This window comes from Chloroflexota bacterium (assembly GCA_014360805.1).
In the GTDB taxonomy this organism is placed as follows: domain Bacteria; phylum Chloroflexota; class Anaerolineae; order DTLA01; family DTLA01; genus DTLA01.
The window spans coordinates 75,494-90,413 of sequence record JACIWU010000002.1; the positions used below are offsets into that span (position 1 = coordinate 75,494).

General features: G+C 65.5%; 14 protein-coding genes and 1 other RNA gene. All 15 read right to left on the minus strand.

Annotation, left to right across the window (positions count from 1 at the left end; all coding sequences use genetic code 11):
• Window positions 1–6: 6 nt before the first annotated feature.
• The 15 genes from H5T65_00805 to rnpB all read right to left on the minus strand — a co-directional run bounded on the left by H5T65_00805 (window position 7) and on the right by rnpB (window position 14,812).
• Window positions 7–738, minus strand: a complete 732-nt coding sequence (locus tag H5T65_00805) for an FtsQ-type POTRA domain-containing protein (GenBank protein ID MBC7257766.1) — start codon at window positions 736–738, stop codon at window positions 7–9.
• Between the two features lie 83 nt (window positions 739–821).
• Window positions 822–1,964 carry a D-alanine--D-alanine ligase gene (locus H5T65_00810; protein MBC7257767.1) on the minus strand — a complete coding sequence of 381 codons (1,143 nt, stop codon included), beginning with the start codon at window positions 1,962–1,964 and terminating at the stop codon, window positions 822–824.
• A gap of 3 nt (window positions 1,965–1,967) precedes the next feature.
• On the minus strand, window positions 1,968–3,425 hold the full coding sequence (murC, locus tag H5T65_00815; GenBank protein ID MBC7257768.1) for a UDP-N-acetylmuramate--L-alanine ligase: 1,458 nt from the start codon (window positions 3,423–3,425) through the stop codon (window positions 1,968–1,970).
• The gene (locus tag H5T65_00820) at window positions 3,425–3,970 is read right to left on the minus strand and encodes a hypothetical protein (protein MBC7257769.1); all 546 of its coding nucleotides are present in this window, start codon (window positions 3,968–3,970) and stop codon (window positions 3,425–3,427) included. Before H5T65_00820 ends, murC begins: the two co-directional genes overlap by 1 nt.
• A gap of 34 nt (window positions 3,971–4,004) precedes the next feature.
• Complete coding sequence (locus H5T65_00825; protein MBC7257770.1) at window positions 4,005–4,559, minus strand: CvpA family protein; 555 nt, start codon at window positions 4,557–4,559, stop codon at window positions 4,005–4,007.
• 1 nt (window position 4,560) lies between these two features.
• Window positions 4,561–5,649 carry an undecaprenyldiphospho-muramoylpentapeptide beta-N-acetylglucosaminyltransferase gene (gene murG / locus H5T65_00830; protein MBC7257771.1) on the minus strand — a complete coding sequence of 363 codons (1,089 nt, stop codon included), beginning with the start codon at window positions 5,647–5,649 and terminating at the stop codon, window positions 4,561–4,563.
• On the minus strand, window positions 5,567–6,772 hold the full coding sequence (locus H5T65_00835) for an FtsW/RodA/SpoVE family cell cycle protein (GenBank protein ID MBC7257772.1): 1,206 nt from the start codon (window positions 6,770–6,772) through the stop codon (window positions 5,567–5,569). Before H5T65_00835 ends, murG begins: the two co-directional genes overlap by 83 nt.
• A 7-nt stretch (window positions 6,773–6,779) precedes the next feature.
• Window positions 6,780–8,195: a UDP-N-acetylmuramoyl-L-alanine--D-glutamate ligase gene (murD, locus tag H5T65_00840; protein ID MBC7257773.1), complete on the minus strand. Its 1,416-nt coding sequence runs from the start codon at window positions 8,193–8,195 to the stop codon at window positions 6,780–6,782.
• Between the two features lie 4 nt (window positions 8,196–8,199).
• Entirely contained in the window at window positions 8,200–9,180 is a 981-nt protein-coding gene (locus H5T65_00845; GenBank protein ID MBC7257774.1) for a phospho-N-acetylmuramoyl-pentapeptide-transferase, read from the minus strand.
• Between the two features lie 4 nt (window positions 9,181–9,184).
• On the minus strand, window positions 9,185–10,594 hold the full coding sequence (locus tag H5T65_00850) for a UDP-N-acetylmuramoyl-tripeptide--D-alanyl-D-alanine ligase (protein MBC7257775.1): 1,410 nt from the start codon (window positions 10,592–10,594) through the stop codon (window positions 9,185–9,187).
• A gap of 10 nt (window positions 10,595–10,604) precedes the next feature.
• Window positions 10,605–12,278 (minus strand): penicillin-binding protein 2, encoded by a 1,674-nt coding sequence (locus tag H5T65_00855; GenBank protein ID MBC7257776.1) that lies wholly within the window; start codon window positions 12,276–12,278, stop codon window positions 10,605–10,607.
• Window positions 12,279–12,428: 150 nt separating this feature from the next.
• Complete coding sequence (locus H5T65_00860; GenBank protein ID MBC7257777.1) at window positions 12,429–12,770, minus strand: hypothetical protein; 342 nt, start codon at window positions 12,768–12,770, stop codon at window positions 12,429–12,431.
• Window positions 12,767–13,699, minus strand: a complete 933-nt coding sequence (rsmH, locus tag H5T65_00865; protein MBC7257778.1) for a 16S rRNA (cytosine(1402)-N(4))-methyltransferase RsmH — start codon at window positions 13,697–13,699, stop codon at window positions 12,767–12,769. Before rsmH ends, H5T65_00860 begins: the two co-directional genes overlap by 4 nt.
• A 26-nt stretch (window positions 13,700–13,725) precedes the next feature.
• Window positions 13,726–14,163 (minus strand): division/cell wall cluster transcriptional repressor MraZ, encoded by a 438-nt coding sequence (gene mraZ, locus H5T65_00870; GenBank protein ID MBC7257779.1) that lies wholly within the window; start codon window positions 14,161–14,163, stop codon window positions 13,726–13,728.
• Window positions 14,164–14,429: 266 nt separating this feature from the next.
• Window positions 14,430–14,812: RNase P RNA component class A (gene rnpB / locus H5T65_00875), an RNA gene on the minus strand.
• Window positions 14,813–14,920: the final 108 nt, after the last annotated feature.

The following is a 14,920-nucleotide window of genomic DNA, read 5'->3' on the forward strand; positions in this document are numbered from 1 at the left end:
CCGCACCTAGCGCCTGTACGCGGGCGCGTCGGGCGCGCGCAAGTCCAGGTACACAGGGCGGATGCCCCGCTGCGCGAAATGTTCCACAAGCGCGTTCAACCGCGCGATTTTGAGTTCGGCCTGGCTATCGTCGCCCAGATGCACGGGCCAGCCGTCGGGCATGATGAGCGAGATGCCCTTATCCTCGGCATACTGGAACCTGACGGCCTGCGGCATGAGTTCATGGTAGCGCAGGGCCGCCCGAATGGCCGCCGCACTCACGTCTTGGCCCTGCTGCAACGGGGCCGACACCATGCTGTTGATGCGCAATGTGTCGGCAGGGAGGTCGCCCTGCGCCTGGGTGAGCACGTGGCCCGTCTCGTCCACCCACCACGTTGTGCCCGCCTGCACCCACGCCGCCCGTACCGTCCTTTCCGTGATGGTGATGGTCAGGCGGTTGGGGATGCGCAGGGTTACCCTGGCGTCCTTGACCTCAGGGAGTGCCTTCAGGGCCTTGGCCGCTCGGCCCGTGTTTACAAAGAAGACGCTGTACCCATCGGGGATTCCCGCCGCCTGCCACACGGCTTCGGGGGTGAGCAGGTGCAGGCCCACGTAGCGCGTCTCGTCGCTGTACACGAAGAAGGCGAGCGACTCGGAGAAGACGAGCGCGGCGATGGCGGCGACAAGCACCAGCGCCAGGCCCGCCATCCTCGCGGGCGCCGACGCGGGCTGACGGCGCGCAGCTATGCGCACGCCCATCCGCGGCACAGCGTGCGCCTGGGCAAAGGTGTGCCCTCTGCGTTTCGTTACCCTACGCCGTCGTTCCGTCCAAGCCATGGCCATCATTCCTTCGCCTTCGGGGTGTACGAGGTTCGGGTCTTGCGTTTCTCTTCGTGTCGCTCCAGAGCCAGTTCTATCAGGCGGTCAAGCAGCGCCGAGTAGGGCAGACCGCTGGCCTCCCACAGTTTCGGGTACATGCTGATGGCCGTGAAGCCAGGGATGGTGTTGACCTCGTTGACATAAACATCCAGCGTTTCGCGATCCAGCAGGAAGTCCACTCGGGCCATGCCCGCGCAGTCCACTGCCAGAAACGCTCGGATGGCCAGTTGGCGAATGCGCTGGGCCAGCGATTCGGGCAGCGGCGCGGGAATCACCAGTTCCGAGCGGTCGTCTATGTACTTGGCGTTGTAGTCGTAGAACTCGTTGCAGGGGATAATTTCCCCCAGCACCGAGGCTTCCGGCTCGTCGTTTCCGAGAACGCTGCACTCAATTTCCCTGGCGTTGATGCCTTCCTCCACCACGATTTTGCGGTCGTAGGACACGGCAAGGTGCAGGGCAGGGGCCAACTCGGCGCGGTTGTGCACCTTGGAGACGCCCACGCTGGACCCCAGGTTGGCCGGCTTCACGAAGCAGGGATAGCCGAGTTCCTGCTCAATCTGGTCTTCTATCCGTTTCTGGCTCCTCTCCAGTTCTCGCCGCTTGTACACGCGGTACCGCACGATGGGCAGGCCGTGGGCCTTGAAGACATCCTTCATCACGGCCTTGTCCATGCCCAGGGCCGACCCTAGCACGCCAGCCCCGACGTAGGGAATGTCGGCCAGTTCCAGCAGGCCCTGGACCGTGCCGTCTTCGCCATAGGGGCCATGGAGCACCGGGAAGATGACGTCCAGTTCAATGGGAGCCGCGCGCTCCACGGCCTGCATGGCCTCGCGCGAGACCAGGCCGCGCTGGGTGGGGTCGCCGAGCAGCGCCGTATGGTGCGCGTCTCCCGCCGGCAAGCCTTTCAGCGCCGCGACGGGATCCCCGCCCGCGATCCAGCGTCCCTCTTTTGTGATGCCTATCGGGATGATCTCGTATCTCTCCTTGTCCATGGCGGCCATGACCGACTGGGCGGATACCAGCGAGACCTCGTGCTCGCCGGAGCGCCCGCCGAGTATGACGCCAACTCGGATTTTCCTTTTTCCTCCTGGTGCTCCTGAAGGCATTCTCTACTTCTCCGCTTGCAAGGTTCGGGCCAGTTTGCGGCGCAGGTGAGCGAGGGTGCGGTCGCCTACAATCCACTCGTCGCCTGCACCCAGGGTGATGATGAGGGCGTCAGGCTCCGCTTGTTCCGCCAGCAGCGCGGCCGCTTCGTCCAGGCTGCCCACGTAGCGCGCGTCGGGGTGGGGCATCTGTTTGGCCAGCAGGTCGGGGCGCACCGTCGGGTCGTGCGGCTCGCGGGCCGGATAGACCGGCAGGACGACGACGTGGTCGGCCTCGCCGAAGCAACCGGCAAAGTCCCGCCACAATGTCTTGAGGCGGCTGTAGGTGTGGGGCTGGAACACCGCCCAGAGCGGGCGCGGGCCGTATTTCTCCCGCACCGCCCGAAGGGTGGCTGCAATCTGGGTCGGGTGATGGGCGTAGTCGTCCAGCACCACGATGCCCTGCACCGAGCCGCGCTCCTGCATGCGTCGGCGGGTGCCGCGGAAACGGGCCAGGGACTCGGCGGCGGAGGCCAGGGGCACGCCCAGCCACGCGGCCGCGGCCAGCGCCGCGACGCTGTTGCCCACGTTGTGGCGGCCGGGTAAAGCCACGCGGGCGCGAATATCCGGGCGACCCTCGCGCACGACGGTGAATTCCGTGCCGCCGTCGGCGTGCGGGGTCAGGTCGCGGGCGCTCCACGTGGCGTCGGGGTCAAGGCCGAAGGTCTGGACGGCGCAGCCGGCGATGGACGCGGCTTCCTGGGCCAGGCTGGCGACGGCCGGGTCGTGGGCCCACGCGAGGATGAGGCCGTCGGGGACGGTGCGGGCCGCGAATTCCAGGAATGCCTGGCGCAGGTCGTCCTCATCGCGGAAGCAGTCGGGATGATCCATCTCCACGTTGGTGATGACGGACAGGTGGGGCCGCAACGCCAGGAAGGTGCGGTCGTACTCGTCGGCTTCCAGCACGAAGTGCGGGCCGCGGCCCACGCGGGCGTTGTCGCCGAAGTTCTCCACGACGCCACCGATGATGAATGAGGGGTCAAGGCCGGCCTCGGTCAGGATGAACGCGATAAGTCCGGCAGTGGTGGTTTTGCCGTGGCTGCCCGCCACGGCGACGCCGACTTTGCCGGCGAGGAGCGCGGCCAGCACAGGCCCGCGCTTGACGACGGGGATTCCCTGTCGGGCGGCCTCTTGCCATTCGGCGTTGGAGGGCGCGATGGCCGAGGAGACGATGACTAGATCGGCCCCGCGGACGTGGTCGGGCGCGTGGCCGAGGTAGATGCGCGCGCCGCGCCGGACCAGGGCCTCCGTCTGGGCGTTGGCCTGGATGTCCGAGCCGGACACCTCTAGCCCGCGCGCCAGCAGGACGGCGGCGATGGCGCTCAGGCCCGCCCCGCCGATGCCCACCAGGTGCACGCGGCGCACCGCTGCGAGATTCACCGTGCCGTTGTTCCGTTCGGCATCAGGCTGTTTGTTCGCATTCACTACCTGATCACCCGCATGAAGATGAGAAATGCTGCCAGCGCAAGAAACCCGTAGGGCGGGATCAGGGCCTCGGGGAGCAGCGTTACCAGCACCGTCGCTACCGGCGACAGGGGCTGCTGGAAGAGGCCAAACAGCGAGATAGGGTAGTCCAGTTTGTGCATGTAGTACCACAGACTGCCGATGACCAGGTAGCCGTTCCACAGGCCGACGATGAGATTGAGGGCGATGCCGAACGGGCCTGGCACCGGGCGGCCCTCAAAGGTAAGGGTTTCGCCCTGGTACGAGATGAACGTAACCAGGATGATGACCGCCGAGTACACGCCGTACCGCACCAGGTTGGCCTGCACGCTGTCCGGCGGCGAAATCCGCACCAATACGACCAGCATATCCAGCGCCTGCGTGATCTGCTTGGCGAAGAACGTCAGCAGGAACAGCAGGAAGGCCAGCACGGTGGTAACGCCGACCTCCCGCAGGAAGCCGCGCACCAGGCCGATGAGGCCGAACATCACGATTAGCGAACCCCACAGAACCTCAATAGGCCCCACGACATTTCTCCCTCTCTACGGGTCGTTGAGACCGTCAGGCTTGCTTCTTCTTCGGCGGCGATGACTGCCTGATGCCCAGGCCGATGAGAACGATGATGAACACGATGACGGCGGCTGCCGTGTTGCCTGGGCTGAAGTGCGATTGTGCCTTCAACCCCGAGACCACGAACACCGTCTCCGGCTCCACGAAAATCCGCGGAAAGACGAACCTGCCGATCAGGTAGCCGTTCACTCCCCCCACAATTGTGCCGAGGAGTCGGCTGGCGATTCCCTTGGGCGGCTTCACCAGCACCCTGCTGATGACGATGCTGGCCAGGAATATCAGGCCGAATACGATCAGGTCGCTCGTCTTCCCCGGCGGCAACGCCGCTGCGGATGGCGCAGCGCCCCCCTTCGTCAGGCCGAACGCCTTCTGCCCGAGCGCGACGACGGTGGGCACGTAGCGCGCACCCGTGGGCGCCACCACCGACCCGAGGATGACGCCGACGAGCACCACTATCTCCCTGGCGATGCCCCGGCGAAGGCCGAGCACCGCGCACACCGCGATCAGGATGTTGAGCAAGAGCGCCTGATCCACGTTTACGCGCATGCTACCCCCCCTTGGCGGTAGGCAGCGCCCGCAAAGCCCGCGCAAGCGCACGTGCCGCGTCGGGCTGGGCCAGGCGACGGGCGTTCTCGCGCATGGCTTCGCGGCGGGCGTCCTCCGCCAATAGGCTGCGGACGGCGGGCAGCAGGTCCTCGCCCACACGGTCATTCTCCATCACGAGGGCCGCGCCGTGCTCGGCTAGGTAGCGCGCGTTGACCATCTGGTGCCGCCCCGCATACGGGTAGGGGACCAGGATGGACGGCACGCCCGCGGCGGGGAATTCGCCCAGCACCGACGCGCCCGCACGCGAGACCACCAGGTCGGCGGCCACCACTGCCGCGGGCAGGTCGTGCAGGTAGGCGAACAGGTGATAGCGCGCCTGTTTGTCGGCAGGCAGCGACGCGCGCCTGGCCGACAGGGCAGGGTAGTCGCCCTCGCCGCAAACGTGCACCAGTTGCGCCAACTCCAGAATCTCCTCCAGCGCGACCTCCACGGCCTTGTTGAGCGCGCTCGCGCCACGGCTCCCGCCGAAGACGAGCACGATCTTGTCGTCGGAAAGCGACAGCGCCCGCCGTGCCGATGCCCGATCCAGCGCCAGAAACTCTTCCCGCACCGGGTAGCCGGTAACGATGACCTTGGCGGCGCGGAAGTGGCGGGCGGCCTCTTGCGCCGTTACGGCCACGCGCGTGGCAATGCGCGCCAGGACCCTGACCGCCAGCCCCGGCTCCATGTCCGGCAGGTAGATAAGGCTGGGGATGCGCAGCAGCCAACCTGCCACCACAACCGGCACCGAGACGTATCCCCCCGTGGCGAAGATGGCGTCGGGGCGCAAGCGGCGGAGCGCGCCCGCAGCCCGATAGGTGCCACGGACGAGGTTCGCCACGTTCACCACGAGCCGCACGGGGCCGGCCCCACGCACCGGCGCAGCCGGAACGGCCACGAACGGCAATCCGGCCCGTTCGGCCAGCGTCTGCTCTATGCTGTTGCCGCGGCCCATGTACCAGACCTCATCACCGTGCCCGCTGGCGCGTAGCGCCTGGGCGACGGCGAGTGCTGGATACACGTGGCCGCCGGTACCTCCCCCCGTAAGCATAAGCCGCACTGGATTTTGTCTCCTTGCGCTGTGTGTCGCCGGAGATGCTGAGCAGAATCCCTGTACCCATAAGGCACGCCAACAGAGACGTGCCTCCGTAACTGATGAAGGGCAGCGTGAGGCCGGTGATGGGCAGCACGCCCACGTTCACGCCGATGTGGATGAGCGCCTGCAGGAGAATCCAGACGCCGATGCCCGCCGCGGCGAGCATGCCGAGTTCGGACTGCGCGTGCTGGGCGATTCGCGTCGCGCGATAGCCGAAGTATAGGAAGGCCGCCAGCAGCACCAGCGCGACGAAAACGCCAAACCCGTAAGTTACGAAGGCGAAAATGAAATCCATGTGAGCGCCGCGCACCAGTTCGGCTTGCTGCTGGAGTTTCTCCACCCCGTGCCCGAACATGCCTGCCGATCGGGTCAGGGTCTCCAGGAACCGGTTCTGGATGGCGGCGCTGCTTTCGCCCCCGCGGACGAAGCCGAGGATGCGCGCGCGCTGGTAGGGGATGAGCATGGCGACGACGAACGTCAGGACGCCGCCGCCCGCGATGACTGCCAGCACCTGCCGCGTCGCGGCCCCGGCCAGGTAGAGCATGGTAACCGAGACCAGAGCCAGGATTATGGCGTTGGACAGGTTGGGCTGCAACAAGATGAGGGCCAGATAGATGCCCACCAGGATGAGGAAGGGGATGAGACCCGCGTCTACGTCGTTGAGTTTGTCGCGCTTGGACGAGAGCCAGCGCGCCAGGTAGAGAATGAGGATGGGTTTGGCGATCTCGCTGGGCTGCACGGAAAAGCCAAACAGTTCCAGTCGGCGATAGGCACCGTAGTCGGATTTGCCAAAGAAAAAGACGGCGATCAGCAAGAGCAGAACGGCGATTGCGAGGGCGGGAACCAGCCGTGCCAATCGGCGATAGCCAATCACGTATACCGCGACTGCAACGATAAGTCCGATGATAAGCCATTTCAACTGGCCCAGGACGAACTGGAGAGGCTCCTGTCCCTCGCTCCAGAGCATGGCATCGGAGACGGAGGTCGCCCATACCGCCGTCAGGCCGAACAGGACCAGCGCCGCCGTCGTGATGAGCAGCGGGACGTCCATTCTGTTCTTGCGGATGCGCGTAGCCATGGCCGTGTTACTCCTGATCGGGGTTGGCTGCCTGCGATTGCAGGCCGCGCACCAATTCTTTGAACCGCTGTCCGCGCTCGGCGAAGTCGCGGAAGGCGTCAAAACTCGTGCCCCCAGGGGCCAGAAGCACCACGTCGCCCGGCTGCGACAGGTCGGCGGCCAGCGGCACGGCCTCCTCCAGCCGTCGCACGACGTGGACGGCGCGGAGCGTGGTCGGCCCCTCCGCGCGCTGCACGGCTTCGGACACGGCCCGCTCTATCAGACCCGCCGCCTCGCCGAACAGGATCAGGTGTCGCACGCGCCGCACGGTGAGGTCGGCCATCTCCTCCCAGGGCAGGTGCTTGTCGCGCCCGCCGGCCAGCAGGATGATGGGTTCCGTGAACGAGCGCAGGGCGGCAACCGTGCGTTCGGGCGTGGTGGCGATGGAATCGTCGTAGAAGTGCGCGCCGCGGACGGTGGCGACAAACTCCAGCCGATGCTCCACGCCAGGGAAGGTAGCGCAGACGCGCGCGATGGCTTCGGCCGGAGCGCCCGCCAGTCGCGCCAGGAGCGACGCCGCCAGCGCGTTCTCCAGATTGTGCTCGCCGCGCAGGCGCAGGTCTCCGCGCGCGCAGATGCGCTCCGGCGCGCCGTCCAGGCGGATGGTCAGCGCGTCGCCGTCCAGGTAACTGCCGGCGGGCACGCGCTCCTTGCGGCTGAAGAAGAAAGCGCGCCCGTGGCAAGCGCCCGCCAGGTCGCGGGTTACGGCGTTGTCGTAGCCCAGAACGGCGATGTCATCCGCCGCTTGGTGCGCCAGAATCTCGCGCTTGGCCGCGATGTACGAGGCCATGTCGGGGTGGCGGTCCAGGTGGTTGGGCGTGATGTTCAGGATGGCGGCGATGTGGGGACTCGCGCCCAGCATCTCCAGTTGGAAACTGGACAGTTCCATGACGACTTTGTCGGTGGACTGGATTTCGCGCAGGTGGCCGATGAGCGGCCGCCCGATGTTGCCGCCGACGAAGGTGCGGAACCCCGCTTGCTTCAGCATCTCGCCGGTCATGGCGGTGGTGGTCGTCTTGCCACTGCTGCCGGTGATGCCGATGATGGGGGCGGGGCACAGGCGGACGAAGAGCCGCGTCTCGCTGCTCAAGGGGATGCCCCTGCGGACGGCCTCGCGCAGGATGGGAATCTCCAGCGGGACGCCTGGACTCACGAAGACCACGTCGGTGTCCAGGATGGACTCGGGGTGGCCGCCCAGGCGTAGGTCAACGGGCAGGTCGCGGATGGTGTCCAAATGGGCGGCGAGGGCTTCCTCGGTCCGGATGTCGCTGAGGATGACGCGCGCGCCCTGCTCGCACAGGAAGCGCGTCAGAGCCGTGCCCTCGCGGGCCGCCCCGATGACCGTTACTGTTCGGTTACGGAAGTCCGTCTCGTCTGAATACATGGCCCTAGATCAACGCAAGCGCTACGCCAAGCATGGCGGCCAACATGGCGATAAACCAGAACCGGAGGGTTACCTGCACCTCCGACCAGCCCTTGAGTTCAAAGTGGTGGTGGATGGGCGCCATCTTGAAGATGCGCTTCCCCTTGGTGAGTTTGAAGTACAGCACCTGCAGGATGTCGGACAGCGCCTCGGCCACGAAGATGATGCCCACGACGGGCAGCAGGAGCCACTGGCCGGTCATCAGGGCGACGGTTCCCAGCGTGGCGCCCAGGGCCAGAGATCCGGTGTCGCCCATGAAGAGCATGGCCGGATGGGCGTTGTACCAGAGAAATGCCAGCGTGGCCCCCACAACCGTGAAGCAGAAGTTGACCAGATAAACCTGCCCCTGGAGGTAGGCGATGATTCCGTAGGCGGTGAAGGCGATGGCGACCGTGCCGCCCGCCAGCCCGTCCAGGCCGTCGGTCAGGTTGACGGCGTTGGTGCTGCCCACGATGATGAAGACGGCGACGGGCAGGTACCAGAGGCCGATGTCTATCTTGTAGGGGATGGTAGGGATAGCGACGCTGCGCAGGCCCAGCGCGAAATGGAGGCCCAGCGCCGCGACCAGGGCGATGAGCACCTGCCAAAGGAACTTGTAGCGTGCCAGAAGGCCGGTGCCGCGCGTGCCGCGAACGCCAGCCAGGTCGTCAATGGCGCCCAGGATGCCGTAGGCCAGCATGACGCCCATGGGCAGGAGAATGGACCGCCCGATGAGGTCCAGCCCCCGCAGGTTGGGCAGGTTGAGGGCGGCGGTGATGAGGAGCACGGGGATGATCATCATCAAGCCGCCCATGGTGGGCGTGCCCATCTTGACCATGTGGCTGGACGGGCCGTCCACGCGGATTTGCTTGCCGATGCGGTACTTCTTGAGCACTCGGATAAGAGGCCCGCCCCAGAAAACCGCCAGCAAGAAGGATATGGTTCCCAACGTCAGTGAACTGGCCAATGTATCACCTCTCGGCCCTCAGGGCCTTCACGATGTCTTCCATGTGCATGCCGCGAGATCCCTTGACTAGGATAATGTCCCCTTCTTGAATCCAATCGGACAGGACGCGGATGGCCTCTTCGTTGGAGTCCACGATGACCACGTCCTGCGGCGACATGCCGCACGCCAGCGCCTCTTCGCCGATGATGCGCCCACGCTTGCCAACGGCGATGAGGCGGGACACGACCTCAATGGCCCTTCGCGCGACCTTGCGGTGTCCCTCTTCTTCCAAGGCGCCCAGTTCTAGCATGTCGCCCAAAACTGCTATCCTACGTCCCTTCAGTTCTGCGAGCAAATTCAGCGCGGCGATGGTGGACTTGGGGCTTGCGTTGTAGGTGTCGTCCAGGATGAGCGCGCCGCGAATGGCGGGCGTGGCGATGAGCCGCAGTTGCGCCGACACGTCCATAAGCCCCGCCATGATCTCCTGCCACGAGAGGCCCTCGTTCAAGGCGACGGCGGCGGCGGCCAGGGCCGTGTGGACCGAGTGCGTACCCAGCAGAGCCGCGCGGGCGTGGATGGTGTCGCCGCGGTAGTGCAGGCGGAAACGGATGCCTTCCAGGCCCTGGCTTTCTACGTCGGAGGCGTAGAGGTCGCAGTCGGGCGTGAGACCGTAGGTGAAGACCCTGGCGCGGGTCAGGGCGGCCATGCTCCGCACGCGCGGGTCGTCGCCGTTGAGGATGGCGACGCCGTCGGCGGGCAGCGCCTGCACCAGTTCCGACTTGGCCTGCGCGATGCGCTCAATGGACCCCAGCCGCTCCAGATGGACAGGCTCCACGTTGGTAACGATGCCGAGGGCGGGCATGGCGATTTCGGCCAGGCGCGCGATTTCGCCCAGGGCGTACATGCCCATCTCCAAGACGGCGTATTCGGTCTTGGGCGTAACTTTCAGCAGGGTCAGGGGCAGGCCGATTTCGTTGTTGAGGTTGCCCTCGTTCCGCAGCGTTACGTAGCGCCGAGAAAGGACCGCCGCGGTGAGTTCCTTGGTAACAGTCTTGCCCACGCTTCCCGTAACGCCCACAACGCGCACCCGCATGCGCCTGCGCCAGTAGGCGGCGACCTCCTGCAGCGTCCAGAGGGTGTCGGGCACGACGATGGCGACGGGCGGAGTGATGCGGTCGTGCGCGGTGTCGCGGGTCCAGACCTGGGCCGCCGTGGCCGGGGCGCGCGAGACGAGGACGGCCACCGCGCCTTTGGCGATGGCGTCGTCCGCGAAGTCCGAACCGTCGGCGGATTCGCCTTTCAGGCCGACGAACAGCCGGTCGGGGCCGGCCTGCCGCGAGTCAATGACCACGTCTCGGACGGGGCGCTCGCTGCCGGGCGTGCCTTTCGTTTCTATGCCGGTTGCGGCCTGGATGATGTCGCCTAGGGTGAGCATACAGAATCCCTCATTTTGCACGGTCTGGCGGGATGGCCAGATACTGGAACAGGCGCGCCGCGATCCGCTGAAAGACCGGCGCTGCGGCTCCCTCGCCGGACCTCACGGTCTGGGGCCGGTCCAGTTTCACCAGGATCACCAGTTGCGGATCGCTGGCGGGGCCGTAGCCCACGAACGAAGCGATGTAGTCGTTTGGGTCGTACGCGCCGCCTATGGGAATCTCGGCGGTTCCGGTCTTGCCGGCGATGCTGTAGCCGGGAACCTTCGCCTTGACCAGATATTCGTCCACCACGCGCACCAGAATTCGGGTGAGGGTCTCGGCGGTTTGGCTGCTGACCGTCCTGCGAATCACGCGGGGCTGGAGTTCTATCACGCGCCCGCCCACGATCTTGCGACGAACCACCTGGGGCGACATGAGGACGCCGCCGTTGGCGATGGACGAGATCGCCGAGATCATTTGGATGGGCGTAACCGAGATGCCCTGCCCGAACGAGTTGGTGCCCAGGTCCGAGTCGGAGTACAGGGGGTTGTCGTAGGGCGTTTTGACGATGCCGGGCGCTTCGCCGGCCAGGTCAATTTCGGTGAGTTGGCCGAACCCGAACCGTCGGACGTATGTGTAGAATCGCTCCTTGCCCATGCGCTGGGTGATGGTGGCAGCAACGACGTTCAGGGAGTTGCCGAGGGCCTCCACGATGTCCACCGTGCCGTGGCCCACTTTGTCCCAGTTGTAGATTTTGCGGCCGCCGACTTCAATGACGCCGGGATCGTAGAAGAGTTCGCTGGCGGATATGGTCTGGGTGTCCAGGGCAGCGGCATAGGTGATGGGCTTGAAGATGGAGCCGGGTTCGTAGATCTCGGAGACGTTGGGGTTCAGCCACGTGTTGGCCTGCGCTTTCCAGTACTCCGCCGGGGTGTACGTGGGCCGGCTGGCCATGGCCAGAATCTCGCCGCTCTTGGCGAGCATTACGATAGCCTGGCCGCTCTTGGCGCCAGTCTGCTTGATTGCGGCGTCCAGTTCTTCCTCCACGATGCGCTGCGCGTAGCGGTCAATGGTGAGGACGAGGAGGGTGTCGGAGGCCTGGATGTCGTCCCAGGCGGCCGGCCCCAACTTGGCCAGGGGGACAGGCTCGCGGTGCAGGTCCTGCTGGTAGTACTCCTCCACGCCGTAGCACCCGCCCGGGTCCGCGTTGACGAAGCCGAGGACATGGGCAGCAAGCGATCCCTCCGGATAGTAGCGGACGGGGTGGGGCACGGTCTTGACTACCGGGCCAAACGACTCACGGATATTTTTGATTTCTGGCTCTACGGAGCCGCTCTGATGGGTGGCGAGCGTTACGTAGGCACTGTTCGTCTCCAGGAGGGCGCGGATCTCATCCCGCGGTTTGTTGAGGAGGGGGGCCAGGGCGTCGGCGAGTTTGTCGCGTTTCTCCGAACTCAACCCGGCAGGACTTGCTTCCACGTCGTATTCAAAGACATCAAAGGCCAGGAGGAACCCGTTGCGGTCGGCCAAAGCGCCGCGCGGCAGTCGGATGCTGCCGGGTGAGGCTTCGTCCTGCGGCGACGCGCCAACCTTCACGAACTGGCTCACCACGAGCGACAGTGTGAGGAAGATGGCGCACGCGCTGAACAGCACGATGAGGATGACCCATCGCTGTCGGGTGATGTCATCTGGCGAGCGATCCATATGCCCCTTTCCCCTCGTTCCCCTGAACCCGAGAACCTTCGCCCGCGCGGTTCGCGCCGCCGCGCGGTCCTTGCCGATGCCCTGAAGGGCAACTCCACCCCCTGCTCGCGCGACCTGCTCGGCGGCCAGGGGGTGCGTCCAACCAGCGACCTATGGGACTGTCAGATAATCCAGCGCCACCGGCGGGCCCAACCCTTCTTCGCGCGCAGCCTTCTCCAGAACGTCCAGGCGCAGGCGCTCGGCCAACTCCCTGGTGAGTTGGGCCTTTTCACGTTGCAGTTCCAGAATCTGCTGCTGGAGCGATGCGATCTGGTACTCGGCGTGCGTGCGCTGGGTGGTCGTGTAGAGCGGGATGGCCGCCCAGCAGAACACCGTGAGGGCCGCGATAGCGACAAACAGCCCTTTCTCGCGGATGGCCCGCCACAAGGCACCGGCCCGCGTGGCGGGTTGAATGTTCGGTTCCCCTTCGGTGTTCTGGCGAACAGCGCTCATTTCGTGTCCGGCAGCCTTTCTGCGACGCGCAACTTGGCGCTCCTGGCCCGCGGGTTGGCGTTCACCTCGCGCGGGCTGGGCGTGATGGGCTTCTTCGTAATCGTGCGCAGGGTTGCGCGATGCCCGCAGACGCATTGCGGTATCCCCGGCGGGCAGATGCAATCCCTGGATTCGTTTCTAAAGAACGTTTTGACGATGCGGTCCTCCAGCGAGTGAAAGGAGATGACCGCCAGCCGCCCCCCTGGCGCCAGGAGCCGCACCGCCTGAGGCAGCGCCGCCTCCAGGCTCTCCAACTCGCGGTTGGCCGCGATCCGCAACGCTTGAAAGGTGCGCGTGGCCGGATGGATTCGGCCGCGCCGCCCTGCCGCGCGGGCGATGACTTCGGCCAGTTGGCCGGCGGTGGCGATGGGCCGTGCCCGCACGATGGCCCGAGCGATGGGCCGCGCCTTGGGTTCCTCGCCGTAGCGCCAGATGAGGGCTGCCAGTTCGTCCTCGCCCAGCGAGTTGACTAGGTCGGCAGCGCTCACGCCTTCCGACGGGTCAAACCGCATGTCTAGGCCGCCATCGTCGTGAAACGAGAAGCCCCTGGCGCTGTCGGCAAGTTGCCACGATGAGAGTCCCAAGTCCATCACGATCCCGTTTGCGGCATCCACCCCGTTATCTCTGGCGACGTGTTCCAGGTCGCGGAAGTTGGCGTGCACCAGAATGGCGCGCTCTCCGAAGTCCGCCAGCCGCAGCCTCGCCAGTTCCAGGGATCGGGCGTCGGCGTCCAGCCCCAGTAGCCTGCCGCCCGGCCGGGAGGCTTCCAGAATGGCACGGCTGTGCCCTCCCAATCCCACCGTGCAATCCACGTACCAGCCCGATGGCCGAATCGCCAGCGCTTCTACGACTTCGTCCAGGAGTACGGGGGTGTGCGCAGGCTCATCCATACGAGGCCCTCGTGTCGGCCCCCGGCCTATATGGCGAGGCCGTGTTCGGCCAGTTTGTCGGCGATGAACTCGGCGTCCTGCTCCATGGTCTTGCGATATTCTGCCCAGCGCTTGGGCTGCCAGATTTCAAATCGGTTGGACATGCCGATGATGACTGCCTCGGAGTCAATCTCGGCGTAGTTGTAAAGGACAGCAGGTATCAGGATGCGCCCCTGACGGTCGGCGCGCAGGTCTGCCGCGGCGGAGAAAATCAGGCGCGCGTATTCGCGGGTTGGGCGGGGAGTGGAGGGGAGCCCCATGATCTTGTCCACCAGGGACCTCCATTCGGCCATCGGGTACACGACGATGCAGCGGTCTAGCCCGCGTGTAGCGACCATTCCGTCCTCTAGGTAGGCCCGATATTTGGACGGGATGGTAAGGCGACCCTTGTCGTCAATAGTATGCAGGTACTCACCGAGAAACATGGTGAGCCGGCCTTTGTCGTCAATCGTCTGTGCGTCATCGTTGAGGAACATGGTATGCCGCCCTGGTCGGCCCTAGTTAGGGGCCTGTGATGCACTTTCCCTCTACCTTGCCCCACTTTGACCCATTATACACCACTTCTTGGAATATGTAAAGCCCCTGCGCGAAGTTTTAAAATTAGACTCTGCATTTTCACCCATCGTTCACATATGCGCAGCGGCTTTGCCCTGGCCGGAGGTTGTCTGGCGTGCGAGTTAAGGTGCGTTTGTGCCCAAGCGGGTCTGTAAGCCGAGTTCTGTAGCCGCGCGAGCGGCCGGCGGTCATCTATCTGGGGTGGCAGTTACCTGACACCTCTAGCGACCTACCCAAGGGCGCAGGCGAGCAGCCTGTCGGCGGCACAGCCGCCTTGCCCTCCTATTTGGTCTTGCTCCCGGTGGGGTTTGCCTAGCCAGCCCGGTCACCCGGACTGCTGGTGGTCTCTTACACCACCTTTTCACCCTGACCCCCGTCGCCGCGAGGCGGCGAGGGCGGTTGTTTTCTGTGGCACTTTCCGTCGGGTCGCCCCGCCTGGACGCTATCCAGCACCGTGCTCTGTGGAGCTCGGACTTTCCTCGGTTGGACGGATCCAACCGCGACCGCCCGACCTGCTTGGGCACACCGATAATGATAGCGGAGGTGGTAGGGAATGTCAAATGGCGCCCGTTGGACGATTGGAGGCCAAGGTGCGACGCACTTCCGGAAGTGCGTCGCACCTTGGCC